This window comes from Microbispora sp. H11081 (assembly GCF_012999535.1).
Taxonomy (GTDB): Bacteria; Actinomycetota; Actinomycetes; order Streptosporangiales; family Streptosporangiaceae; genus Microbispora.
This window is the reverse complement of sequence record NZ_JABBWV010000006.1, coordinates 224,476-245,945: the sequence shown is the minus strand read 5'-3', so window position 1 is coordinate 245,945 and position 21,470 is coordinate 224,476. Positions and strand designations below refer to the sequence as shown.

The 21,470-nt window shown below is 73.1% G+C and carries 21 protein-coding genes; 9 read left to right on the top strand and 12 right to left on the bottom strand.

Features of this window, described 5'->3' with window-relative positions:
• Positions 1-62: 62 nt before the first annotated feature.
• The 4 genes from HHX31_RS18150 to HHX31_RS18135 all read left to right on the top strand — a co-directional run bounded on the left by HHX31_RS18150 (position 63) and on the right by HHX31_RS18135 (position 4,224).
• Positions 63-647, top strand: coding sequence for a TetR/AcrR family transcriptional regulator (locus HHX31_RS18150; protein WP_169949471.1), 585 nt, complete (start codon positions 63-65; stop codon positions 645-647).
• Between the two features lie 163 nt (positions 648-810).
• A complete protein-coding gene (locus HHX31_RS18145; protein WP_169949470.1) occupies positions 811-1,677 on the top strand; it encodes a tyrosinase family protein in 867 nt (288 codons plus the stop codon).
• Positions 1,678-1,877: 200 nt separating this feature from the next.
• A complete protein-coding gene (locus HHX31_RS18140; protein ID WP_169949469.1) occupies positions 1,878-2,711 on the top strand; it encodes a class II glutamine amidotransferase in 834 nt (277 codons plus the stop codon).
• A gap of 103 nt (positions 2,712-2,814) precedes the next feature.
• Positions 2,815-4,224: a glutamate decarboxylase gene (locus tag HHX31_RS18135; RefSeq protein WP_169949468.1), complete on the top strand. Its 1,410-nt coding sequence runs from the start codon at positions 2,815-2,817 to the stop codon at positions 4,222-4,224.
• Between the two features lie 189 nt (positions 4,225-4,413).
• Here the strand turns inward: HHX31_RS18135 and HHX31_RS18130 are convergent, their stop codons facing one another.
• Both HHX31_RS18130 and ligD read right to left on the bottom strand, forming a co-directional pair.
• Positions 4,414-4,725, bottom strand: a complete 312-nt coding sequence (locus HHX31_RS18130; RefSeq protein WP_169949467.1) for a hypothetical protein — start codon at positions 4,723-4,725, stop codon at positions 4,414-4,416.
• 559 nt (positions 4,726-5,284) lie between these two features.
• Positions 5,285-6,292 carry a non-homologous end-joining DNA ligase gene (ligD, locus tag HHX31_RS18125; protein ID WP_169949466.1) on the bottom strand — a complete coding sequence of 336 codons (1,008 nt, stop codon included), beginning with the start codon at positions 6,290-6,292 and terminating at the stop codon, positions 5,285-5,287.
• A 404-nt stretch (positions 6,293-6,696) separates the two neighbouring features.
• On the opposite strand from ligD, the gene msrB reads away from it, so the two are divergent.
• On the top strand, positions 6,697-7,098 hold the full coding sequence (gene msrB / locus HHX31_RS18120) for a peptide-methionine (R)-S-oxide reductase MsrB (RefSeq protein WP_169949465.1): 402 nt from the start codon (positions 6,697-6,699) through the stop codon (positions 7,096-7,098).
• Between the two features lie 3 nt (positions 7,099-7,101).
• On the opposite strand, the gene HHX31_RS18115 is transcribed toward msrB, so the two are convergent.
• Positions 7,102-7,704, bottom strand: a complete 603-nt coding sequence (locus HHX31_RS18115) for a hypothetical protein (RefSeq protein WP_169949464.1) — start codon at positions 7,702-7,704, stop codon at positions 7,102-7,104.
• Positions 7,705-7,848: 144 nt separating this feature from the next.
• Here HHX31_RS18115 and HHX31_RS35725 point away from each other — a divergent pair, with 144 nt between their 5' ends.
• From HHX31_RS35725 to HHX31_RS18100, 3 genes are all read left to right on the top strand, one after another.
• Positions 7,849-9,696 carry a sensor histidine kinase gene (locus HHX31_RS35725; protein WP_169949463.1) on the top strand — a complete coding sequence of 616 codons (1,848 nt, stop codon included), beginning with the start codon at positions 7,849-7,851 and terminating at the stop codon, positions 9,694-9,696.
• Positions 9,681-10,334, top strand: a complete 654-nt coding sequence (locus HHX31_RS18105) for a response regulator transcription factor (RefSeq protein WP_311931966.1) — start codon at positions 9,681-9,683, stop codon at positions 10,332-10,334. The genes HHX31_RS35725 and HHX31_RS18105 overlap by 16 nt, the downstream gene beginning before the upstream one ends.
• 120 nt (positions 10,335-10,454) lie before the next feature.
• Positions 10,455-11,075, top strand: coding sequence for a hypothetical protein (locus tag HHX31_RS18100; protein ID WP_169949462.1), 621 nt, complete (start codon positions 10,455-10,457; stop codon positions 11,073-11,075).
• On the opposite strand, the gene hemQ is transcribed toward HHX31_RS18100, so the two are convergent.
• Together hemQ and hemG are read right to left on the bottom strand one after the other, a co-directional pair.
• Positions 11,047-11,748, bottom strand: a complete 702-nt coding sequence (hemQ, locus tag HHX31_RS18095) for a hydrogen peroxide-dependent heme synthase (protein ID WP_169949461.1) — start codon at positions 11,746-11,748, stop codon at positions 11,047-11,049. The two genes, HHX31_RS18100 and hemQ, sit on opposite strands and share 29 nt — an antisense overlap.
• A 158-nt stretch (positions 11,749-11,906) precedes the next feature.
• Entirely contained in the window at positions 11,907-13,334 is a 1,428-nt protein-coding gene (gene hemG / locus HHX31_RS18090; protein WP_169949460.1) for a protoporphyrinogen oxidase, read from the bottom strand.
• 274 nt (positions 13,335-13,608) lie between these two features.
• Between hemG and HHX31_RS18085 the strand changes: the two genes are divergently transcribed.
• The gene (locus HHX31_RS18085) at positions 13,609-14,787 is read left to right on the top strand and encodes an ROK family transcriptional regulator (RefSeq protein WP_169949459.1); all 1,179 of its coding nucleotides are present in this window, start codon (positions 13,609-13,611) and stop codon (positions 14,785-14,787) included.
• Positions 14,788-14,855: 68 nt separating this feature from the next.
• Here HHX31_RS18085 and HHX31_RS18080 read toward each other — a convergent pair whose 3' ends face one another.
• Genes HHX31_RS18080 through HHX31_RS18050 form a run of 7 tightly spaced genes read right to left on the bottom strand, consistent with a single transcriptional unit; the run spans position 14,856 to position 21,452 of the window.
• Positions 14,856-16,181: a nucleotide pyrophosphatase/phosphodiesterase family protein gene (locus HHX31_RS18080; RefSeq protein ID WP_169949458.1), complete on the bottom strand. Its 1,326-nt coding sequence runs from the start codon at positions 16,179-16,181 to the stop codon at positions 14,856-14,858.
• A complete protein-coding gene (gene eboE, locus HHX31_RS18075; RefSeq protein WP_169949457.1) occupies positions 16,181-17,299 on the bottom strand; it encodes a metabolite traffic protein EboE in 1,119 nt (372 codons plus the stop codon). The genes HHX31_RS18080 and eboE overlap by 1 nt, the downstream gene beginning before the upstream one ends.
• Before the next feature lie 2 nt (positions 17,300-17,301).
• Entirely contained in the window at positions 17,302-18,144 is an 843-nt protein-coding gene (locus HHX31_RS18070) for a TatD family hydrolase (RefSeq protein ID WP_169949456.1), read from the bottom strand.
• Positions 18,145-18,150: 6 nt separating this feature from the next.
• On the bottom strand, positions 18,151-18,654 hold the full coding sequence (locus HHX31_RS18065) for an EboA domain-containing protein (RefSeq protein ID WP_169949455.1): 504 nt from the start codon (positions 18,652-18,654) through the stop codon (positions 18,151-18,153).
• Positions 18,620-19,471 (bottom strand): sugar phosphate isomerase/epimerase family protein, encoded by an 852-nt coding sequence (locus HHX31_RS18060; RefSeq protein ID WP_311931962.1) that lies wholly within the window; start codon positions 19,469-19,471, stop codon positions 18,620-18,622. Before HHX31_RS18060 ends, HHX31_RS18065 begins: the two co-directional genes overlap by 35 nt.
• Positions 19,468-20,313: an SCO3242 family prenyltransferase gene (locus HHX31_RS18055; protein ID WP_169949454.1), complete on the bottom strand. Its 846-nt coding sequence runs from the start codon at positions 20,311-20,313 to the stop codon at positions 19,468-19,470. The genes HHX31_RS18060 and HHX31_RS18055 overlap by 4 nt, the downstream gene beginning before the upstream one ends.
• On the bottom strand, positions 20,310-21,452 hold the full coding sequence (locus HHX31_RS18050; protein WP_169949453.1) for an inositol-3-phosphate synthase: 1,143 nt from the start codon (positions 21,450-21,452) through the stop codon (positions 20,310-20,312). Before HHX31_RS18050 ends, HHX31_RS18055 begins: the two co-directional genes overlap by 4 nt.
• Positions 21,453-21,470: the final 18 nt, after the last annotated feature.

Genomic DNA, 21,470 nt, shown 5'->3' with positions numbered 1-21,470 from the left:
GACTGAAGACGCTAGAAGGCCCTCAGCAGATAAGTCAACAACTGATGACTTATGCTGACCGCATGACCGAGAAGCCCCCACCAGACCCGCGGCGTCGCGACCGCGCCGCCACCCGTGCCGCGCTCCTGGACGCCGCGCGGCTGCGGTTCTCCCGGCAGGGCTACGACGGCACCGGCATCCGTGAGATCGCCGCCGACGTCGGCGTCGACCCGGCCCTGATCTCTCGCTACTTCGGCTCGAAGAGGAAGCTGTACGCCGAGGCGGTGCGCGTCGACATCCCCGCGGGCCTGACCGCCGATCCGCACCGTCCGGTCCCCCACATCGCCGACGCCCTGCTGCGCGAGGTGGTCTTCGGCGACTGGGAGATGTTCCACGGCGAGCATCCGTTCCTGGTGATGCTGCGGTCCTCCGGCAATCCCGCCGTACGCGACCAGTTGCACATTCAGCTGTGCGAGGGCTACCTGCGGGACTTCGCCGGCCGTCTCAAGGGCCAGGACGCCGCGCTGCGTGCCGAGCTGATCGGCGCACTGCTACTCGGCATGGGAGTGATGCGCTCGATCGTGGGCTCACCCGCGCTCAGCGAGGCATCGTTCGAGCAGACGCGCCGCCTGGTCGCCCGGCTCGTCCACGCGCTCTCCGCCGAGTGATCACCACTCCCCGGCCCGGCGGCCCGCCTCCGCCGTCACCGGCGCCGCCGACACGGGCCGAAATCCGCGGCACGGCGGCCTCCTCGTTCTAGTGTTTGCGCCGATCGGAACGCCGATCGGAACGCCGATCGGAACAGGGACGCGACGACGAGCGGGGGCGGCGATGCGGGGGCCGAGCAGGCGGGAGATGCTGGCGTCGGCGATGTGGGGCACGGCGGCGCTGGTGCTCGGGGCGGGCGGGACGGCGGCGTACGCGGCCCCGGCCGGGCCGCAGGCCCGCCGGAGGGTCGGCGACCTGACCAAGGAGCAGTGGGCCGCGTTCGTCCGGGCGGTGCGCGCGCTCAAGGTGCGGGGGACCTACGACGTGCTGGTCAGGACCTACGCGGACGGCTTCGCCGCGACCCACGCCAACGGCTTCTTCCTGCCGTGGCAGCGCAGGCACCTCCTGCACTTCGAGCGGGAGCTCCAGCGCGTCGATCCCGCCGTGTCCGTGCCCTACTGGGACTGGCCCCTCGACGGCCGGGCGCCGGAGCGCTCGGCGGTGCTGTCGAAGGCCTTCTTCGGGGGCAACGGAACCGCCGGGCGCGATCAGGCCGTGCTCGACGGCGCGTTCGCCGGCTGGACCGCCGGGGTCCCGCGGGCTCATCCGCTCCGGCGTTCCTACGCCGACGGCGACAGGATTCCCTCGTGGGCCACCCCCGAGCTCGTCGCGAACATGCTGAGAACTCCGGATTTCCAGACATTCAACATGCAACTGGAGATCCACATCGGCGCGGTGCTGATGGGCGTCGGGGGCGACCTGGCCCAGACCACCGCCCCGAACGACCCGCTCTACTGGGTCATCGCCTGCTTCGGCGACCTGCTGTGGCAGATGTGGCGCTCCCGCCATCCCGGGGCCCCGGTCCGGTCGGCGTACGGGAACGTGACCGAGCAGAGCCGGCTGCCGCGGTACGGCGACACCGTCGCGGGCGTCCTTGACATCGAGAAGCTGGGTTACCGCTACGCCGAGGCGTGGCCGCGCCCGCGGTGACGCCCGGCCACTCCCCCAGGTCGCCGGGGCGCGTACAACCGGGCGCGGATGGGAACGGCAGACATCGGGGCCGTGGCGGTGAAGCCAGGCCGGCGGCGGTCGGCAAGCCCGCGAGCCGGCCCGGTGATCAGCGGGTCGTACCGCCGCGGCTCCACCGGCACGGGACGCCGGGCGCGCCGACGCGACGGGGGGCAGGACACATGTGCCGCTGGCTGACCTACACCGGCTCGCCGATCGCCCTGGAGAGGCTGCTCTACGAGCCGGAGAACTCACTGATCGACCAGAGTCTCCACGCCAGGTACGGCGAGGAGACGGTGAACGGCGACGGGTTCGGCGTCGGTTACTACGGCGACGGCGCCCTCACGCCCGCCGTGTTCAAGGACACCAAGCCCGCGTGGGGCGACCGCAACCTCCGTGAGCTCGCCCGCCACGTCCGGTCGTCGCTGTTCATGGCGCACGTGCGGGCCTCCTCGGGAACGGCGATACAGCAGACGAACTGCCATCCCTTCAGGTACGGCTCCTGGCTGTGGATGCACAACGGCGCGATCCGCGGCTTCGGCCTACTCAAACGGGACCTCGTCCTGGCCGTCGACCCGGACCTGTTCCCGTCGATCGAGGGGTCCACGGACTCGGAGGTCATGTTCTTCCTTGCGCTCACGCTGGGGCTGCGCGAGGACCCGCCGGGGGCGGTGGCGCGGATGGTCGGGCTGGTGGAGCGGACGGCCGGCGTCCACGGCGTGGACGACCCGCTCCAGATGTCGCTGTCCATGTCGAACGGCGAGTCCGTGTGGTCGTTCCGCTACTCCAGCGACGGTCGCTCGCGGTCGCTGTTCCACAGCGCGAACACGCAGACGCTCCGCCACCTGCATCCGGAGGTGTTCGGGGCGATGGAGCTCTCGGACGACGCCCGGATCGTCGTGTCCGAGCCCCTGCGCGACCTGCCCGGCCTGTGGGTGGAGGTGCCCGAGTCGACGTACACGATCGTCAAGCCGAGCTTCTTCGATATGCACCCGTTCAAACCAGTTGCTCCATAAATGAAGCGAGATGCCGGGTAAATGCGCCTTTGGCCATCGCCTGCCCCGCCTGTAGTCGCGGCCTGCGAGACTCGTTCGAGGGGGCGGCGGAAGGAGCGGACCGGTGACTTCAGAGGAATGCAGGCAGGCCGGGCAGCGTCCGTTATGGGTCAATCCGCTGTTCGGGGCGACCGACCCCGCCTCCGGCATCACGGCGGTCCCTCCCCGGCGCAGGCTGCCGGAGGAGCCGACGGCGCCCGCCACCGTGGCCCGGATCATCCGCGACGAGCTGATGCTGGACGGGAACCCGCGGCTGAACCTCGCCACGTTCGTGAGCACCTGGATGGAGCCCGAGGCGCACGCGCTGATGGGCGACATGGCCGACAGGAACCTCGTCGACAGGGACGAGTACCCCGCGACCGCGGAGCTCGAGCAGCGCTGCATCCCGATGCTCGGCCACCTGTGGAACGCCCCGGACCCCGACGCGTCGGTGGGAACGTCCACCGTCGGGTCCAGCGAGGCGTGCATGCTCGGCGGGATGGCGCTCAAACGCCGCTGGGCGCGGCGCAACGCCGCCCGCTACGACGCCGGGACGCGGCCCAACCTGGTCATGGGCGTCAACACCCAGGTGTGCTGGCAGAAGTTCTGCAACTACTGGGAGGTGGAGCCCCGCATGGTCCCCATGGAGGGCGACCGCTTCCACCTGGGCGCCGAGGAGGCCGCCGGCCAGTGCGACGAGAACACCATCGGCGTCGTCGCCGTCCTGGGCTCCACCATGGACGGAAGCTACGAGCCGGTCGCCGGCATCTGCGCGGCGCTCGACGAGCTGGAGGAACGCACCGGGTGGTCCGTGCCCGTGCACGTGGACGCCGCATCGGGCGGGATGATCGCTCCCTTCCTCGAACCTGACCTGGTGTGGGACTTCCGCCTTCCGCGGGTCGCGTCCATCAACGTCTCCGGGCACAAGTACGGCATGGTCTACCCCGGGCTCGGGTGGATCCTGTGGCGGGACAGGGACGCGCTCCCCCGCGACCTGGTGGAGCACGTGGACTACCTCGGCGGAGACGTCGCGACGTTCACGCTCAACTTCTCCCGGTCCGGATCGCAGGTCGTCGCGCAGTACTACAACTTCCTCCGACTCGGTTACGAAGGGTTCCGCGAGGTGCAGGGGGCCCTGCGGCGGGTGGCGACCCACCTCGCCGAGCGGATCGAGGGCATCGGCTGCTTCCGGCTCCTCACGCGGGGCGACCAGCTGCCGGTCTTCGCCTTCACCACGGGCGACGACGTCACCCGGTTCAACGTCTACGACGTGTCCAGGCGGCTGCGGGAGTGGGGCTGGCTGGTGCCCGCCTACCCCTTCCCGCCCAACCGCGCCGACCTGCACGTGCTGAGAGTGGTGTGCCGCAACGGCTTCTCCCTCGACCTGGCCGACCGCCTGGCGGACGACCTCCGCGGCCTGCTGCCCTGGCTGCGCAGACAGCCCGCCCCCATGTTCGGCCCGGAGGCCGCGACGAGCTTCCACCACTGCCCCTGACCCCGAGCGTCCCCGCCTCTCCCGGGACCGGGAGAGGCGGGGCCGTCGCGTGTTCGGTGTGTCCGCCGTGTCCGGCGTCGCCGGAGGCGGGCGCCTCACGGCCCCCGGCGGACACACACGGCCCCCGGCGGACGCGGCCCCCGGCGGACGCGGCTGGCGCCTCAGTCCCCCCGGACCGCGGCCGGCGCCTCAGGCCCTGGACGCCGCGGCGCGGGCCCGGCCCGCCGTCTGGCCGGCGGTCTCCCGCTCCCTCTCCTGCGCCTGCCTCTCCTGCGCCTGGCGATCCTGCGCCTGGCGAGCGGACCTGGACAGATCCTCCAGCTCGTGCGCGGTCTCCTCGAACTCCTGCGCGGCCTCCCTGCTCATCTTGCTGACAAGCCTGCGGCCGCGGACGGCCATGTCCTCGTACACCTCGCCCGCCTTGGCCAGGGCGTAGGGGCCGACGCCGGCGAGGGCGCAGAACGGCTTGGACATCGTGATCCTCTTGACCGGTGTTGTCACTTGGTCACTCTCCATACATATCGGTCTGGCGGCGGCTTCCACCTGTTCCAGTCAGGGGTGACGCGTTCTCCGGGCTCACACCTCGCGCGGCCCCGCCCCGGGCCGTCCCCGCGTCCACGCCTGACGCGGGACCGGGACCCGGCGTCAGGAAGGTGGCGTGCCGTCCGGTTCCGTCCCCGGCCTGACGTCGTCACCGGCCCGCGCCGGGCCGGTGTCCCCGCCCGTCGAGGCCTCCCGCGGGTCCGTCCCCGTGGTGTGGCCGGGATTCCCGTGGTCGTCGTCAGGCTCGCCGCAGCCGCAGCTCAGGCACATCCGGATGTCTCCCCCGCTCGCTCTCGTACAAGGCGGCCCCGCCACCGGCAGCGTCGCCGGAGGCGGGGCTCTTGGGTGTTCCAGGTTCGTCCGTACGCGGTCTTGCCCGGGGACGAGCGCCCGCTCCCCCGTCGCGAGCGCTCACCGGGACCATCCCCGCGCCCGCCTCCAGGGACACCGGACGGAGATGCAAGAGCCGATCAAGAGCGGAGACAGGCGGACAAAAGCCAGATCGTCCCGGTCGCGATCAGCCGGCCGCCTCGCCGGACGGCCTGGCCTTGCTGGGCTGCACCCGCCTCGGCTCGCCGGGCATCTTCGGGTAGTTGGGCGGATAGGGCATGTCGCCCCGGTGGTCGGCGTCGTACCACTCCAGCAGCGTGCCGATGTCGCAGGACCGGTCGTCGATCGCCCGCTGCACGTCGCCCAGCCTGGCGAACCGCTCCGGCATCGTCCTGATGTCGAAGTCACGCGGGTCGCAGCCCGCCAGTTCCTCCCAGGTGACCGGGGCGGAGACGCGGGCGTCGGGCCGCGCCCTGACCGAGTAGGCGGCCACCACCGTGCGGTCGCGGGCGTTCTGGTTGTAGTCGATGAAGACCTTCTCCCCCCGCTCCTCCTTCCACCAGGCGCTCGTCGCGAGAGGCGAGCGCCGCTCGACCTCCCGGGCGAAGGCGATCGCGGCGTGCCGCACCTCCGTGAAGGTCCAGCGCGGCTCGATTCGCACGTTCACGTGGATGCCGCGGCTGCCCGAGGTCTTCGGAAAGCCCGTCATGCCGAGTTCGTCGAGGATCTCCTTGGCCGTGAAGGCCACCGTACGGGCCTGCTCGAACGAGGTGCCGGGCTGCGGGTCGATGTCGATGCGCAGTTCGTCGGGGTGGTCGAGGTCGGCGCGGCGCGCGTGCCACGGGTGGAAGTCGATCGTGCCGAGGTTGGCGCACCACGCGATGGCCGCCACCTCGGTCGGGCAGAACGCGTCGGCCGTGCGACCGCTCGGGAAGCGCACCGTGACGGTCTCGATCCAGTCGGGATGCCGGGGCATCCGCTTCTGGTAGATCGCGTCGGTGCCGACGCCGTCGGGGTGCCGCTTGAGGTAGGTCGGCCGCTCCCGCAGGGCGCGCAGCACGCCGTCCCCCACGCTCACGTAGTACTCCACCAGGTCGCGCTTGGTGGCGCCGATCTCCGGGAAGTAGACCTTGTCGGGATTGGTGACCTTGACCGTGCGGCCACCCACCTCTATCTCGATGTACGGCGAAGCCATGGACCGACCCTATAGGGAGGAGGGGGTCCGTCCCGGGCTGCCGACGGCGGCCGGACCGCGCGCTCCCACGGCCGCGCCCATCGGCGCAGGCGCGTGGTCGCGTACGGCGCTCGCGTTCGGACTGCGCCGCACGCGACGGGACGGACCACGACGGCCGCCCGAGGGCGGCCTCCTCCTCACCGTCCGGCGGCGTCCAGCACGGGTCGGGTGCTTCGCTGCCCTGACGGTGGTGCGGGCGGACCGCCCCCGCGGGTGCGGCGATCAGCCCCTCGTTAGTGAAGACGCAGGAAGACCGCGGAAAGGATGCCTCGGCCCGCGAACATCTGCGGGGAAGATCCCGGGCCTCCGTGGAGTTCCTCAGTTCGTAAGCCCCGCGAGGGGCCGCGAGAAGCAGGGTGGTGAGCATGGAGAAGGTCGTCAAGAGCGACGCCGAGTGGCGCGTGCAGCTTTCCCCCGAGGAGTACCGGGTGCTCAGGCAGGCGGGGACGGAGCGGCCGTTCAGCGGCGAGTACGTCGACACCAAGACCGTGGGCGTCTACTCCTGCCGGGCCTGCGGGACGGAGCTGTTCAGGTCGGAGACCAAGTTCGAGTCGCACTGCGGCTGGCCGTCGTTCTACGAACCGTCCGGGTCGGACGCCGTCACGCTGCACGAGGACGACTCGCTCGGCATGCGCAGGGTGGAGGTGCGCTGCGCCCGCTGCGACTCGCATCTGGGGCACGTGTTCCACGGTGAGGGTTATCCCACGCCGACCGACGACAGGTACTGCATCAACTCCGTCAGCCTGACGCTGCGGCCGGCCGAGTGACGATCACTTCGGCCTGGGGTAGGTGACCCGGCAGTCGTCGTCGTCCGGGCCGAGGATGTTGGCGAGAACGGGATTGCCGTTCTCGCCGAACCGGGACTGGACGAACACCACGGGGTTGGCCTCCCCCCGCTCGGCCAGGTACTCCAGGCCGCGCTTGCACAGCGTGATCGCGGTCTTGGAGTTGTCGGCGTTCTCCGGCAGGTTCGTGTAGATGCGCAGGTAGCCGCCCTCGGTGCGGATGTCCTTGACCCGCTTAACGGTCTTGTCGTTCCACCTGCTGCGGAAGTAGGCCTCCGCCTTCGTGTCGGTGTACTTCGACGGTCCCGACGCCTTGTGCTCGGCCGCCTTCTTGTCCTTCTTGTCCTTGGCGTCGGCCTTCTCGCCGGTGTCGACGCTGGCGACGGTCAGCTCCCCCGCCGGGGACGCCTGTGGCGCGGGCGCGGCGACCGCGCGCTCGGGGAGAGCCTCGTCGGAACGGGACGCAGGCCAGGCGATCACAACGGCCCCGGCGGCGAAGGCCGCCACCCCCAGCGACACCTCGACGACGTGCGAACGGGCCCGCCTCTTGCGGCGGCGCCCCCTGGAACGTGCCAGCCCGCTTGTCACTCTGCCTCACATGGACGTCGATCCTTCGTCACAGTATGGCAAAGTCTTCCGGCCGCCAAGACCGTTTCCGACGCTTCGTACAGGATCCGCCAGAATGTCCTTTCTGAACGGGTCAGTGGTGCCCGCCGTTCGGAGGGAGGGTGCGTGCCGGCCGTCATGTCCTGGCTCGTGTTCGGGCTGGCCTGCGTCCTTGTCGCGGCAGGCGGGGCGCTGGGCGGCGCCGACCCGATGGACGCGGCGCTCGCGCTCGGTTTCACCCCGCTCGGCGCCTACCTCCTGTCCCGCCGCGAGGGCGGGGCGGTGGGGCCGTGCTGCCTGGTGACCGTGCTCGGCGCGGCGGCCTATTTCGCGGACTCCTACGCCTCGCGGCCGGATCTTCCCGGCACCCCGTGGGCCGCCTGGGTGGGCGCCTGGGTCTGGGCCCCCGCCCTGCTGACCGTGAGCGGCGTCCTGCTGCTGCTCGTGCCGGACGGCCGCCTGCCCGGCCGGGCCTGGGTGCCGGTGGCGGCGACGGGAGTGGCCGCCACCGCGGCGTTCACGGTCGTGGCCGCGCTGGTGCCGGAGGACGTGGCGCGGCCGTTCTCCGTCGAGGCCCTCGCGCCGGTGCGCGACGCGCTGCCGGCGGTCATCGTGATCCTGGCCGCGACCTCGCTCGCCTGCGCGGCCGGGCTCGTCGTCCGTACGGCGCGGGCGCAGGGCGAGCAGCGCACCCAGCTGCTGTGGATCTGCCTCGGCGCCGCCGCGTTCGTGGCGGGAGTCTTCCTGCCTGCCGTCGTCCGGCTGCCCGCCGCCGGCGTGCCGTTCATCCTGGCCCTGCCGGCCTGCGTCGGCGTGGCGATGCTCCGCCACGACCTGTACGGGACCGGCCCGTGGCTGCGCCGCGCGCTGACCCTGGGGCTGCTGGCGGGGGCGCTGGCCCTGCTGTACTTCACCGTCGACGGGCTCACCGGGGCGCACGTCGCCGCCGCGGCGGCCGTGGCGGTCGCGGTCGAGCCGCTGCACCGCTGGCTGCGCCGGGCCTCCGGCCGCATCCTGTACGGCGGCGGGCCCGACCCCGAGGCCGTCCACGCCCGGCTGGGCGCCCGGCTGGCCGCGACCTCGGAGCCCGGGGAGATCCTCGCCGCCGTCGCCGACGCCGTGGCCGAGGCGACCCGGGCCACGTACGTACGGGCCGAACTGGGCACGCCGGGCGAGCCGCTGAAGGTCGTCGAGCGGGGAGCGCCCGCCCCGCTCGGCGTGTCGGTGCCGCTGCGCTTCCAGAACGAGGACCTGGGCGCTCTGGGCGCGTCGGGAGGCGACTCACGGGTGCTCGCCCCGCTCGCGTCGCACGCCGGGGCCGCGCTCGCCGCCGCCCACCGCGCCGCGGCGCTGCAGCGTTCGCGGACGCTGCTGGTCACGGCCAGGGAAGAGGAGCGGCGGCGGATCAGCAGGGACCTGCACGACGGGCTGGGCGCCTTCCTCGCGGGCATCGGCTTCACCGTCGACGCCGCGGGCAACGCGCTCAGGGCCGACCCGGATCGGGCGCGGAACCTGCTCACCCAGATCAGGACCCAGGTCGCCGAGGCGGGCGCGGGCGTACGCCGCCTGGTGCGGGGGCTGAGGCCGCCCGAGCTGGCCCAGCTGGGCCTCACCGGCGCCGTGGAGCACACGGCGGCCACGCTGGGCGACGGCGGGGTCGAGATCGAGATCACCTCGGAGGACGTGGGCGGCCTGCCGGCCGCCGTGGAGGTCACGGCCTACCTGGTGGCCCGCGAGGCGCTCACGAACGCGGTGCGCCACGGCGCGCCCCGCCGCTGCGCCGTACGGCTGGGCCGGGTCGCGGGCGGGTTCGAGCTGAGCGTGCGCGACGACGGGCGGGGACTCGGGCCGGAGGCCGTCCCGGGAGTCGGCCTGACCTCGATGCGGGAGCGGGTGGAGGAGCTGGACGGAAAGCTGACGATCGACGCCGCCCCGGGCGGCGGAACGGTGGTGACCGCGTGGATTCCCCTGTGATCAGGCTGCTCGTCGTCGACGACCACCCCGTGGTCCGTGACGGTCTCGGGGCGCTGATGTCGACCGTGGAGGGCATCGAGGTCGTCGCGGTGGCCGAGGACGGCCGCCGGGCGCTCGCGGCCGTCCGCGAGCACTCCCCCGACGTCGTGCTGATGGACATCGCGATGCCGGACATGGACGGCATCGAGGCGACCCGGCGCCTGTCCGCCGGGCCCCGCCCGCCCAGCGTGATCATGCTCACGATGTCGGACGACGACCTGTCGCTGCTGGCGGCCGTCCGCGCGGGGGCGAGGGGTTATCTGCTCAAGAACGCCGCCCAGGACGACGTGGTCGCCGCCGTGCGCGCGGCGGCCCGGGGGCAGGCCGTCTTCGGGACCGGCGCCGCCGAGGCCGTGATCAAGCTGCTGCACGCGCCGCCCCGGGTGTCCTCCCGGCCGTTCCCCGCGCTCACCGAGCGGGAGTACGAGATCCTCGAACTCGTCGCGCAGGGCCTGGGCAACCAGGCGGTCGCGGCACGCCTGGGCGTCAGCCCGAAGACCGTGGCCAACGCCGTGTCCGGCGTCCTGGTCAAGCTCGGCGTACGCGACCGCGCCGAGGCGGTCGCCGCCGCGCGGGCGGCGGGACTCGCGCCGGGCTGAGCCCGTTCCCGCGGGGCCGGGAGGCGTTCCCGGGTCCGCGGGACCATCGGCTCCTCCGGCCGGGAACGTCGCGGCCCGAATCTGGACGGGCAACGACATCACCCTCCGGAGGAGAACCTCATGGACGCCACCGCGTCGCCCCACACCCCCGCCACCGCGCACCCTCGGGCCGCGCGTACGGACGACCCGGCGGGCGGGAGGCCCGCCGCCGCACCGCTCGTCGCCGCACCGCTCGTCGCCGCCGCGGCGTCGCTGGCGCTCGGTGTGACGCAGCTCCTGCACACGCAGACGGTGCCGTTCGCCTCGGCGGGCGACTACCTCGTCGAGGGCGCGTACGCCCTCTACCTGGTCGCGGCGATCGGGGCCGTCCTGGCCCTGCGCCGCGTCCACCGCCCGGCGCGGGGCTGGGGGCGGACCGGCGACGCCGGGGCGCTCCTGTACGGCCTCGGCCACGCGGTCGTGGCGGTCCCGGTGACCACCACCTTCGTCCTCGCCACGAACCCGCCGGACCCGCTCGGCGTGCTGTTCATGCCGGGGATCGTGCTGTGGCTGGCCGGCCTGGTCCTGCTCGCGGTCGCGGTCTTCCGCTGCGCGCTGGTCCCCCGTGCGGTCGCCGTCGTCCTCCCGGCGACGCTGCCGCTGACGATGGCCCTGGGCGCGGCGGGCCCCCTGGTCGAGGCCCTGACCTGGGCCGTCCTGGCGTTCGCGATCGTCAGGGCAGCGCGGCGACGAGTTCGCTGACCGGCTTGCGGGTGCCCGTGTAGAAGGGGATCTCGACCCTGGTGTGCCGCCTCGCCTCGGCTCCGCGCAGGTGGCGCATCAGGTCGACGATGCGGTGCAGCTCGTCCGCTTCGAAGGCCAGCATCCACTCGTAGTCGTTGAGCGCGAAGCACGCGACCGTGTTGGCCCGCACGTCGGGGTAGTCGCGAGCCATCTTCCCGTGCTCGGCGAGCATCGCCCGGCGCTCGGAGTCCTCCAGCAGGTACCACTCCAGGGACCGTACGAAGGGGTAGACGCAGACGAAGCCCCTGGGCTCCTCCTCGGCGAGGAAGGCCGGGATGTGGGACTTGTTGAACTCGGCCGGGCGGTGCAGGGCCATGGCCGACCACACCGGCTCGCTCGCGCGGCCGAGCGTGGTGCGGCGGAAGCGCGTGTAGGTCTCCTGCAGGTCCTCGGGCGTGAGAGCGTGCCACCAGAACATGTAGTCGGCGTCGGCGCGGAACCCGGCCACGTCGTAGCAGCCGCGGGTCGTCACGTCCTTGCCGGCCGCCTGCGCGAGCACTTCCCCGACCTCGTCGGCCACGCCGTCGCGGGCGGCGGGAAGCTGGTCGCGCAGCCGGAAGACCGACCACATGGTGTATCGGATGACCAGGTTGAGATCGCGCGCCTTGGGCCGCGGGGCAGGCTCCGTCATGGCTCCATTCTGCCGGTACCACCGGGTGGTCCGGCCGCCGGGTGCCTTCTCACGCACGCCTCCCGGGCGGCTCCCGGACGACCCTCTGACGGCTCCGCGACGCCGCCGGGAGGCCCGCGAACGGCCCCCGGCAGCGCCCCCGGCCGGTCGGACGCCGCTCAGGCGCCGGAGGCCGCCTCACGGACGGCCCGCAGGTGCTCCACCACGAGCTTCGCGGCGGTGCGTGCGGTCGCGACGCAGGCCGGGATGCCCAGGCCGTCGTACGCGGCTCCGCAGACCGCTAGGCCGGGCTGTCCGGCGATCGCTGCGCGCACGCGGGCGACCCGGTCGAGGTGGCCCACCTCGTACTGCGGGAGCGCGCCGCCCCAACGCGTCACCCGGGTGTCCAGCGGCAGGCCGCGCACACCCATCGTCTCGGCCATCTCGTTCATCGCGATGGCGGTCAGCTCGGCGTCGTCGCGCTGGAGCACGAGTTCCTCGCCGAGGCGGCCGACCGAGCACCGCACGATGACGACGTCGCGGCCGGCCTCGGCCAGGTGCGGCCACTTGACGCTGCTGAACGTCGCGGCCTTGACCGGCCTGCCCTCGACAGGCGGCACCAGGTAGCCGCTGCCCTCCGGGGCCTCGGGGAAGGCCGACCTGGGATAGGCGAGGGTGACGATCGCCATGCTGGCGTACTCGATCGCGGCCAGCTCAGCCGCCGCCTTCGGCACCTCGCGCCGCAGCAGGCGGGAGGCGGGCCGCGCGGGGACCGCGAGCACGACGGCGTCGGCGTCGATCACCTCCTCGTCCCTGGTGGGACCGGTGACCAGCCGCCAGCCGTCCTGCGTCCTGATCAGGTCGCGTACGGTGACGCCGGTGCGGATCTGCGCGCCCGACTCCTTCGCCACGGCGGGGGGCAGCGAGCCCAGGCCGTTCCGCAGCGTGGTGAACACCGGCCCGGCGTCCGCGGGCGCCTCGGCGGCGATGCTCCTCGCCGCCTGCAGCAGCGACCGCTCGGTGCGGGCGACGGCCGCGATCCGCGGCATGGTCGCGTCCAGCGACAGCATGTCGGCCCGGCCCGCGTAGACGCCGCCGAGCAGCGGCTCGACCAGCCGGTCGACGACCTCGCTCCCCATGCGCGCCCGGATGTAGGCCGCCACGGAGACGTCGCCGGTCACGAGCGTGGGCGGCAGGAACTGGTCGAGGGGCACCCGGGCGAGCCCGGCCGGTGACAGGACGCCCGAGCGCGCGAGGGCGACCACGTCCGAGGGGACGCCCATCACCTGCTGCCTGGGCAGCGGGCGCAGCGACCCGCGCGACAGGACCGCGGCCCTGGTCGTGCCCGGGTCGACCAGGTCGTCGCCGAGACCGGCCAGCCGGGCCAGCTCCTTGCCCTCGGGCCGCCGCGCCAGCATCGACTCGGCGCCGGCGTCGACCTCCACCCCCGCCACCTGGGAGGCGTACAGTTTGCCGCCGACCCTGGGCGCCGCCTCGAGCACCGTGATCCGCAGGCCGGCGTCGGCCCGGTTGAGGTGCAGCGCCGCGGCCAGACCCGCGATGCCCCCGCCGACGACGACTACATGACCACCCGCGATCCCGTCCATGGGGAAAAGCTACCGGCCCGTACGGGCGGGTTCCGCACCGGCGCGGCGTGTCCCGCCCGGGAAAGCGGGGAACCCCGCCGCCAGAAGCGCACAGGCAGTCACCTACTGTCACATTGCTCGACAAAGCGGTCCGGTAAGCAAGATTCTCAGAAACTTTTCACCTGTCGGGCAAAAAGTAAGGGATCACTGTAATAAAGTTGACGGTGTCGGAGCAGAAGTAGAGTCACTTCTGGTACGCACCCAAGTCCCCGACCCGAAGAGCGGCATGAAGCGTATGACGGCTCGCCCCGAGAACCCGCACCAGGCGCGGCTCCTGCGCCTCCTGCGTCAGGACGGCGCGCGCTCACGCGCCGAGCTGGGCGAGGTGGCCCGTCTGTCACCGTCGAAACTCGCGCTGGAGCTCGACCGGCTGACCAAGCTTGGTCTCATAGAGACCGGCGGTCTCGCGGCCTCGCGCGGCGGCCGGCGGTCGGGCATCGTGCGGATCGCCTCACACCTGCGTTTCGTCGGCATCGACGTCGGCGCCACGTCCATCGACGTCGGGGTGACGAACGGCCAGCTTGAGGTGCTCGGCCACCTGTCGAGGCCGGCCGACGTGCGGGACGGCCCCGAGGCGGTGCTTGAGCAGGCCCTCGACCTCGTCGGCAAGCTGCTCACCGGCGAGACGACCGAGATCCACGGCGTCGGGGTCGGGGTGCCTGGCCCGGTGAGCTTCCTCGACAGGACGCCGGTCTCTCCCCCGATCATGCCCGGCTGGGACCGCTTCCCGGTGCGCGAGACGCTGAGCCGGGAGTTCGGCTGCCCCGTGCTCGTGGACAACGACGTCAACATCATGGCGCTCGGCGAACTGCACGCAGGGCTCGCCAGGTCCGTCGGCGACTTCCTCCTCGTGAAGATCGGCACCGGCATCGGCTGCGGCATCGTGGTCGACGGCGAGATCTACCGGGGGGTGACCGGCAGCGCCGGCGACATCGGCCACATCCGGGTGTCGGACGAAGGCCCCGTGTGCACGTGCGGCAACACCGGCTGCCTCGAGGCCTACTTCGGCGGCGCGGCGCTGGCCCGTGACGCCATGGCCGCGGCGGAGTCCGGCGAGTCCCCCTTCCTCGCGGAACGGCTCACGCACGAGGGCACGCTGACGGCCGAGGACGTCGCGGCCGCCGCCGCCTCGGGCGACGCCACCGCCGTACGGATGGTCCGCGAGGGCGGCAGGCACGTCGGCCTGGTGCTCGCGTCGCTCGTGAGCTTCTTCAACCCCGGCCTGGTGATCATAGGAGGCGGGGTCGCCGGCCTTGGCCACACGCTGCTCGCGGAGATCCGCAGCGTCGTCTACCAGCGCTCGCTGCCGCTGGCGACCGGCAACCTGCCCATCGTCTTGTCCGAGCTCGGCGAGACGGCCGGGATCGTCGGGGCCACCCGCCTGATCAGCGACCACGTCTTCTCCGTCGAGTGAGCCGCGCGGCCCGCCAACGCGGGCCGGCCGCCGCCCCCACGGGACGGCGGCCGGCCTGAGCAACGCCTTCAGCGCTTCAGCAACTGCGTGAGCAGGCCCTTCACCTCGGTCGCCGCGTAGGCGTCCTTGTCGAACGGGCCCAGCAGCACCGGCCCGTCCGCCGTGGAGTCGGGCAGGCGGCCGTGGCTGCCGCGCACCGGGGCGGGGTCGAGCGGCACCACGGACATGCTGTAGCGGAAGCCCAGCTTCTTGCGGGCGAGCGCGGTGCCGGCCCGCAGCTTCACGAGCGGGTCTTCGGGATCCATGAACAGCTCAGCCGGGTCGTAGCCGGGCTTGCGGTGGATCTCCACGAGCTTCGCGAAGTCGGGCGCCCGGTCGCCGGACAGCCAGTAGTAGTACGTGAACCAGGCGTCCGGCTCCGCCACGGCGACCAGGTCGCCGGCCCGCTCGTGGTCGAGGCCGTACCTCGCCTTGCCCTCCTGGCCCAGGACCTCGTCCACGCCCGGCAGTTCCGCCACGACGTCGCGTACGCGCGGCAGGTCGGCCGAGTCGTTGACGTAGACATGGGCGACCTGGTGGTCGGCGACCGCGAAGGCCCGCGAGGCCCAGGGGTCGAGATACTCCATGCCGTCCTGGGTGTAGACCTCGAGCAGCCCGGCCCTGCGCAGCGCCCGGTTGATGTCGACCGGGCGGGACGCGTTGGTGATGCCGTACTCCGACAGCACGACCACCGTGGCGTCCTCACGCAGCAGCGGCGCGAGCGCGGCGTCGACCTCCCGGGCCGCCGCGACGGCCTGCGGCGCGTCCGGCCCGAAGCGCTGCAGGTCGTAGTCGAGGTGCGGGATGTAGACCATGAGCAGGTCGGGCCGCTCCTTGGCGAGGATCCGCCGGGCCGCCGCGATGATCCACTTGGACGAGGTGATGCCCGCGTTCGGCCCCCAGTAGGTGAACAGCGGGAACTCGCCCAGCTCGGCCACCAGGTCGTCGCGCAGGGACGGCGGCCTGGTGTAGCAGTCGGGCTCCTTGCGCCCGTCGGCGTAGTAGATCGGGCGCGGGGTGACGATGAAGTCGCTGGTGCCGCCCATGGCGTACCACCAGCAGACGTTGGCCGTGCGGGTCCCCGGCACCGCGTCCCACAGCTGCTCGCCCTGGATGAGCCGGTTGTGCTGCCGCCACAGGAAGACCTCGCCCAGGTCCCTGAAGTACCAGCCGTTGCCCACGATGCCGTGGTCGCGCGGCATCGAGCCGGTCAGCAGCGTGGCCTGCATAGAGCACGTCACGGCGGGCAGTACGGGTTTCAGGGACGCGGCGGTCCCCACCTTGGCCACGTTCGGCATGTGCGCCAGCAGGCGCGGGGTCAGGCCGACGACGTTCACGACGACGACGGGCGCCATCAGATCTCCTTAAGTCCGAGGGCGGCGAGCCGCCGCCGGGTCCAGTCCAGCTCGGCCGCGACGCCCTCGGCGACGTCGACCTCGCCGGGCAGCACGCTCCAGGTGTAGGTCTCCACCTCGAGGTGCCGCGTGAGGGGCGCGGTCCGCCCGTCCGGGGTCAGGATCCGTCCCAGCAGGTCCTCCAGGTACGGAGCCGTCGTGGTGAGCGGCGGCGGCGCCGGGGCGTGCAGCGGCATGTGGAAGTGCGTGCGCCACGGCAGGTCCGCCGGGAGTCCCCCGGCCAGCGCCTCGGGCAGGTCGTCCGCGTACCCGGCCGCGCAGCGGGTCTGGTGGAGGTACCGCTCCTCCTCGTACGCCGCCAGAGCGGCCTGGGCGCCCGGCGGCGCCTCGACGGCGGCCGACACCTGGAGCTTCACGATCGGCAGCCCAAGCGCGGCGGCGTCGGCGGGCTCCTCGAGGCCTACTGCCAGGTGGCAGGCGTCCAGGCAGACGCCGAGATACTCAGGGTCGGCCCGGCCGAGCAGCGCGACGGCCTGCGGGGTGGTCTCCACGACGCAGCCCGGTTCCGGCTCGAAGCCGACGCGGATCGTCTTCCCCGTGCGCTCCGCCAGCGCCCGCAGGCCGCGGGCGAGCGCGTCGAGGTTGGCGTCGACGGCCGCGGCCTTGTCCGGCGTCCACTCCGTGCGCCAGGCGAGGGGCAGCGTCGAGATCGAGCCCTCCTGAACGTCGTCGGGCAGCAGCGCGGTGAGGATCTCGGCCAGGTCGAGGGTGTAGGCGAGCCGTTCGGTCCCGGCCCAGTCGGGCCGGTACACCCGGAGCTTGACGACCTGGTCGTGGAAGCCCTGGTAGGGGAATCCGTTGAGGGTGACGACCTCCAGCCCCAGCTCGTCCAGCCGGGCGCGCAGCCGGGCCAGCTCGGCGGGGTCGGCCCGCAGCGCCCGCGCGGCGCGCGACGACAGCCACAGCCCGAGGCCGAGGACCGGCGCGCCGGTCAGCTCCCGCACCCGGGCCGCGACCCCGGACAGCTGCCCGTGGATGCCTTCGAGGTCCTCGGCCGGATGGACGTTGGTGCAGTAGGCCAGGTGGACCACGGCACCGGAGGGATGCAGCAGGCGCATGGTCAGCGCGTCCCGCGCAGGATCGTGTTGCCCTCGAAGTCGCCGCCGGACTCGACGTCGTCCAGGCGCAGCCGCCCGCTCTGGCCGTAGAAGGCGACCGGGTTGCGCCACAGCACCTGGTCGACGTCGTCGTCGGAGAACCCGGCCGCGAGCATGGCATCGCCGACCTGCCGGGTCTTGAGCACGTCGCTGCGTCCCCAGTCGGCGGCGGAGTTAACGATCATCCGCTCGGTGCCGTACTCCTTGAGTATCGCCACCATGCGGTCCGGGTCCATCTTGGTGTCCGGGTAGATCGAGAAGCCCGCCCAGCACCCGGCGTCGCGGACCATGCCGACGGTGAGCTCGTTGAGGTGGTCGACGAGCACCTTGCCCGGGTCCATGCCCTTGACCACGTCGAGCGTGCGGCGGGTCCCCGCGGCCTTGTCGCGGTGCGGCGTGTGCACCAGCACCGGCAGGCCGTGCTCCTCGGCGAGCGCGAGCTGGGCCTCGAAGACGCGGTCCTCCTCCGGCGTCACCGAGTCGTAACCCACCTCGCCGACCGCCACGACGGAGTCCTTCAGCAGGTAGCGGGGCAGCTCGTCCAGCACGCCCGCGCAGCGCGGGTCGTTGGCCTCCTTGGGGTTGAGCGCGAGCGTGCAGTGGTGGCGGATGCCGTACTGCGCGGCCCGGTACGGCTCCCAGCCCAGCAGCGCGTCGAAGTAGTCGAGGAAGCTGCCGACGTTCGTGCGCGGCTGGCCGAGCCAGAAGGCGGGCTCCACGACGGCGCGGACCCCGGCGGCGTACATGCGCTCGTAGTCGTCCGTCGTGCGGGACGTCATGTGGACGTGGGGGTCGAAGATCCTCATCCGGAATCAGAGCCTCTCGAGAACGTCGGGGGGTACGGGCCGTCCGGCCGCGCGGCGCTCGGCGGCGAAGTCGGCGAGCATGCGCCGCAGTTCGTCGTCGATACGCCGGTCGAGGCCCTCGACGGACGCCAGCGGAACGGACATGAAGACACACTTGAGCACGCCCTGGCGGAAGGCGTGGTCGTCCAGCCAGGTCGAGCCGTACGCGCCGAGCGCGGCGGCGACCAGCCGGGTGTCGTTGGTGCGCAGGGCGTCGTGGACGAGCGGGAGAGCCTCAGGGCCGAGGTCGAGCCGCGCGAGCGCCTCGAGGATCTCCAGCCGCTCCCCGGCGTCGCCCTGCCAGTAGAGCTTCGTGATGGCCGCCACCGGGTCGGGCAGGGCCGTTGTGAGCGCTCTCAGCAGCTCCGCGCGCGCGCCGGGACCACCCTCGCGCACGGCCCGCGGGAACAGCGCGTAGACGGTCTCGGGGTCGCGCTCAACGTCGGCTACGGCCCGCGCCAGCCAGGTCATGTGCCCTCCTCAGGAATTCGATCGACCTTCGCGCCACGTCGGGCGCCGCATGGCTGTGCCTGGCCAGTTCGACGGCGACCAGCCCGCCGAAGCCGTCGAGCGCGGCGAGCGCGGGCGGGAAGTCGATCTCGCCCTCGCCGAACTCGAGATGCTCGTGTACGCCCCGCCGCATGTCCTCGATCTGCACGTGCACGAGGTGCGGCAGCGCCCGCTCGACGCATTCGGGCACGTCGTACGGCTCAAGGCAGCGGCAGTGCCCGATGTCCAGAGTGAGGCCGAACCTCGGGTGCCCGCCGAGCAGGCCGCGCAGCCGTTCGTATCCGGCCAGGTCGGCCACGAGCATCCCCGGCTCCGGCTCGAACCCGAGCGTGACGCCCACCTCGTCCGCCTCGGCGAGCAGGCGCTCGCAGTGGCGGACGAGCCGGTCCCACGCCTCGGCCTCCGGCACCTCCGGCGGCCGGATGCCGCTCCACAGGTGCACCACGGGGGCGCCGAGGTCGGCCGCGATCCGCATGGCCTCGCCCACGAAGCGCACGCGGGCCTCGGCCTCGTCGTGCAGCAGCGTGGGGAAGTGCTTGCGCCGGGGGTCGAGCGTGTACCTGCCGCCCGTCTCGACGACGAGGGCCAGGCCGAGCCGCCGCGCCAGCGCCGCGATCCGCCCGACCTCCGCGGGAGAGGCCCCCGGCATGAGATGCCCGTGGTCGAGGGTGACCGCCGCGCCCGTGTAGCCGAGGTCGGCGAGCACCTCCAGCGTCTGGTCGAGCGGATGGTCGCGGAAGCCGTTGGTGCAGTAGGCCCAGTTCATGAGCACGCTCACGACGTGGCCACCTTCGCCGACAGCCAGCGGCCGGCCGGCAGCGCGGCCAGCAGCGCCGCCGCCTGGGCGAACCTGCCCCGTCCGGCCACCCCCGCCGCCTGCAGCGGGATCAGGCCGAGGATGCTCATCCGCACCGCCTGCCGCACCTGCTCGGGGTCGGGGTCGGCGCGCAGCGCCAGCTGGGCCCGGCCCGCCGTGGCGAGGTAACCGGCGATCATGGCGGCCGCGCCGAGCCGCCCGCCCGTGTCGCCGTGCCGGCAGGCGACGGCGGCCAGCGCCGCGGACGCGCCGGTCGCGGTCAGCGACTGGGCGATGGTCGCGGGGGTGGCGCCGTCCACCTCGGCCCGGCCGAGCAGGGTGATGCCGTAGGTGTGGGCGCCGACGGCCAGCGCCATGGGGGCGGCCGCCCGCGTCCCCGGTCCCGCCCCGAGCAGCACGTCGAGCGCGCGGCAGGCCGCCATCGCGGCCGGGCCCGCCGCGGTGTGCTTCAGACGCAGGTCGTAGGCCCACGCCGCGCCGGCGAGCAGGCCGGCGATCGCGAACCCGCGCCGTCCGCCGGAGATCGCGGCGGTGGCCACCCCCGCGCCGGTCAGGGCGACGGCGAGGCCGAGCGCCCCCTCCGGGCTGATCCGGCCGGAGGGGATGGGCCGTTCCGGGCGCTCCTTCGCGTCGAGCTTCCGGTCCGACCAGTCGTTCAGCGCCATCCCGGCCCAGTAGAGCAGCACGGACGCGGCGGCGAGGCCGGGCCGGGCCGGCCTCGCCGCCGCCGCCGCGCCCGCGAGCGTGTCACCCGGGACGGACAGCGCGGCGGGCGCGCGGACCAGCTCCAGCCAGGCCCTCACGGCCGTTCACCCGTCAGTGACCGTGCGAAGTCCACCAGCCGGGCGTACTGCGTGGGCAGGTCGTGGCCCGCCCCGCCCAGCGGGTCCTTGAAGAAGTAGCCGAGCTCGGGAAGCACGCCGCCGTGGCCCGCCTCGTGGGCCCGCGCGACGAGGCGGGCGAGGTCGAGGATGAGCGGGGCGGCCAGCGTCGAGTCGCAGCCCTGCCAGGTGAACTGCATGGTCATGCGGACGCCGAGGAAGCCCTCGAACGTGATGTGGTCCCAGGCGGTCTTCCACTCGCCGAGGTCGGCGACGTAGTCGATGTGCGTCAGGCCTTCGACGTCCTCGCCGACGATCGCGGGGACGGCACGCGCCTTGCTCGCCGACTTGCTCGCCCGCGCGGCCGGGTCGGCCAGCGTGGCGCCGTCGCCGCCGCCGAGCAGGTTGAGCCCCGACCACGAGCGCACGCGCAGCGCCCGCCCGGCGAACATCGGCGCGAGCGCGCTCTTGACCAGCGTCTCGCCGGTCTTGCCGTCACGCCCCGCGTACGGTACGCCGTTGCGCCGCGCCAGCTCGTCCAGGGCGGGCGGCGTCGGGCCCGCGGAAGGAGTGAAGGCCACGTAGCCGCAGCCGGCGGTGAAGGCCGCGTAGGCGTACAGGGAGCTGGCGGGCAGCGGGTCCTGCCCGGAGGCGAGCGCCTCCTCCAGCTCGGCGAGCCTCACGTACGGCACCTCGGCGGGGGGCTCGGTCGACGACAGGTCCACCACGACGACATGGGACAGGCCGCGCCGCTCCCTGAAGTCCGCGATGTCGCCCGCCAGCCGCCGCGCGGCGTCGGCCTGGCTCTCCTCGCCGGGCAGGTAGCCGTGCCTGATCTCCGCCTCCGCGGCGTCGAGATCCGCGGCGAGCAGGGTCGTCAGGAAGGGAGGGACCACACCCGCCTGGGCGAGCATCTCGGCCCTCTTGCGCAGCGGGGTTCCCACTACGTCGTGACCGCCGAACACGAGGTCGCCCAGGGGCGCGAAGCCCGAGGGGAAACCGGTGGTCTCGATGACGCATCCGGTGGGCGGAGCCGCTCCCGCCCGAACCGCCGCCGCCCCGACCACCGCCGTGGTCGCGACGGACCCCCGGGCGCCGACCAGCCAGACACCGATGGGCACTGTAACTCTCCCGTCAAC

Coding starts and splice junctions, on each gene's coding strand:
- HHX31_RS18150 (WP_169949471.1), top strand. CDS start 63: ATGACCGAGAAGCCCCCACCAGACCCGCGGCGTCGCGACCGCGCCGCC.
- HHX31_RS18145 (WP_169949470.1), top strand. CDS start 811: ATGCGGGGGCCGAGCAGGCGGGAGATGCTGGCGTCGGCGATGTGGGGC.
- HHX31_RS18140 (WP_169949469.1), top strand. CDS start 1,878: ATGTGCCGCTGGCTGACCTACACCGGCTCGCCGATCGCCCTGGAGAGG.
- ligD (WP_169949466.1), bottom strand. CDS start 6,292: ATGGCTTCGCCGTACATCGAGATAGAGGTGGGTGGCCGCACGGTCAAG.
- msrB (WP_169949465.1), top strand. CDS start 6,697: ATGGAGAAGGTCGTCAAGAGCGACGCCGAGTGGCGCGTGCAGCTTTCC.
- HHX31_RS18100 (WP_169949462.1), top strand. CDS start 10,455: ATGGACGCCACCGCGTCGCCCCACACCCCCGCCACCGCGCACCCTCGG.
- hemQ (WP_169949461.1), bottom strand. CDS start 11,748: ATGACGGAGCCTGCCCCGCGGCCCAAGGCGCGCGATCTCAACCTGGTC.
- hemG (WP_169949460.1), bottom strand. CDS start 13,334: ATGGACGGGATCGCGGGTGGTCATGTAGTCGTCGTCGGCGGGGGCATC.
- HHX31_RS18085 (WP_169949459.1), top strand. CDS start 13,609: ATGACGGCTCGCCCCGAGAACCCGCACCAGGCGCGGCTCCTGCGCCTC.
- HHX31_RS18080 (WP_169949458.1), bottom strand. CDS start 16,181: ATGGCGCCCGTCGTCGTCGTGAACGTCGTCGGCCTGACCCCGCGCCTG.
- eboE (WP_169949457.1), bottom strand. CDS start 17,299: ATGCGCCTGCTGCATCCCTCCGGTGCCGTGGTCCACCTGGCCTACTGC.
- HHX31_RS18070 (WP_169949456.1), bottom strand. CDS start 18,144: ATGAGGATCTTCGACCCCCACGTCCACATGACGTCCCGCACGACGGAC.
- HHX31_RS18065 (WP_169949455.1), bottom strand. CDS start 18,654: ATGACCTGGCTGGCGCGGGCCGTAGCCGACGTTGAGCGCGACCCCGAG.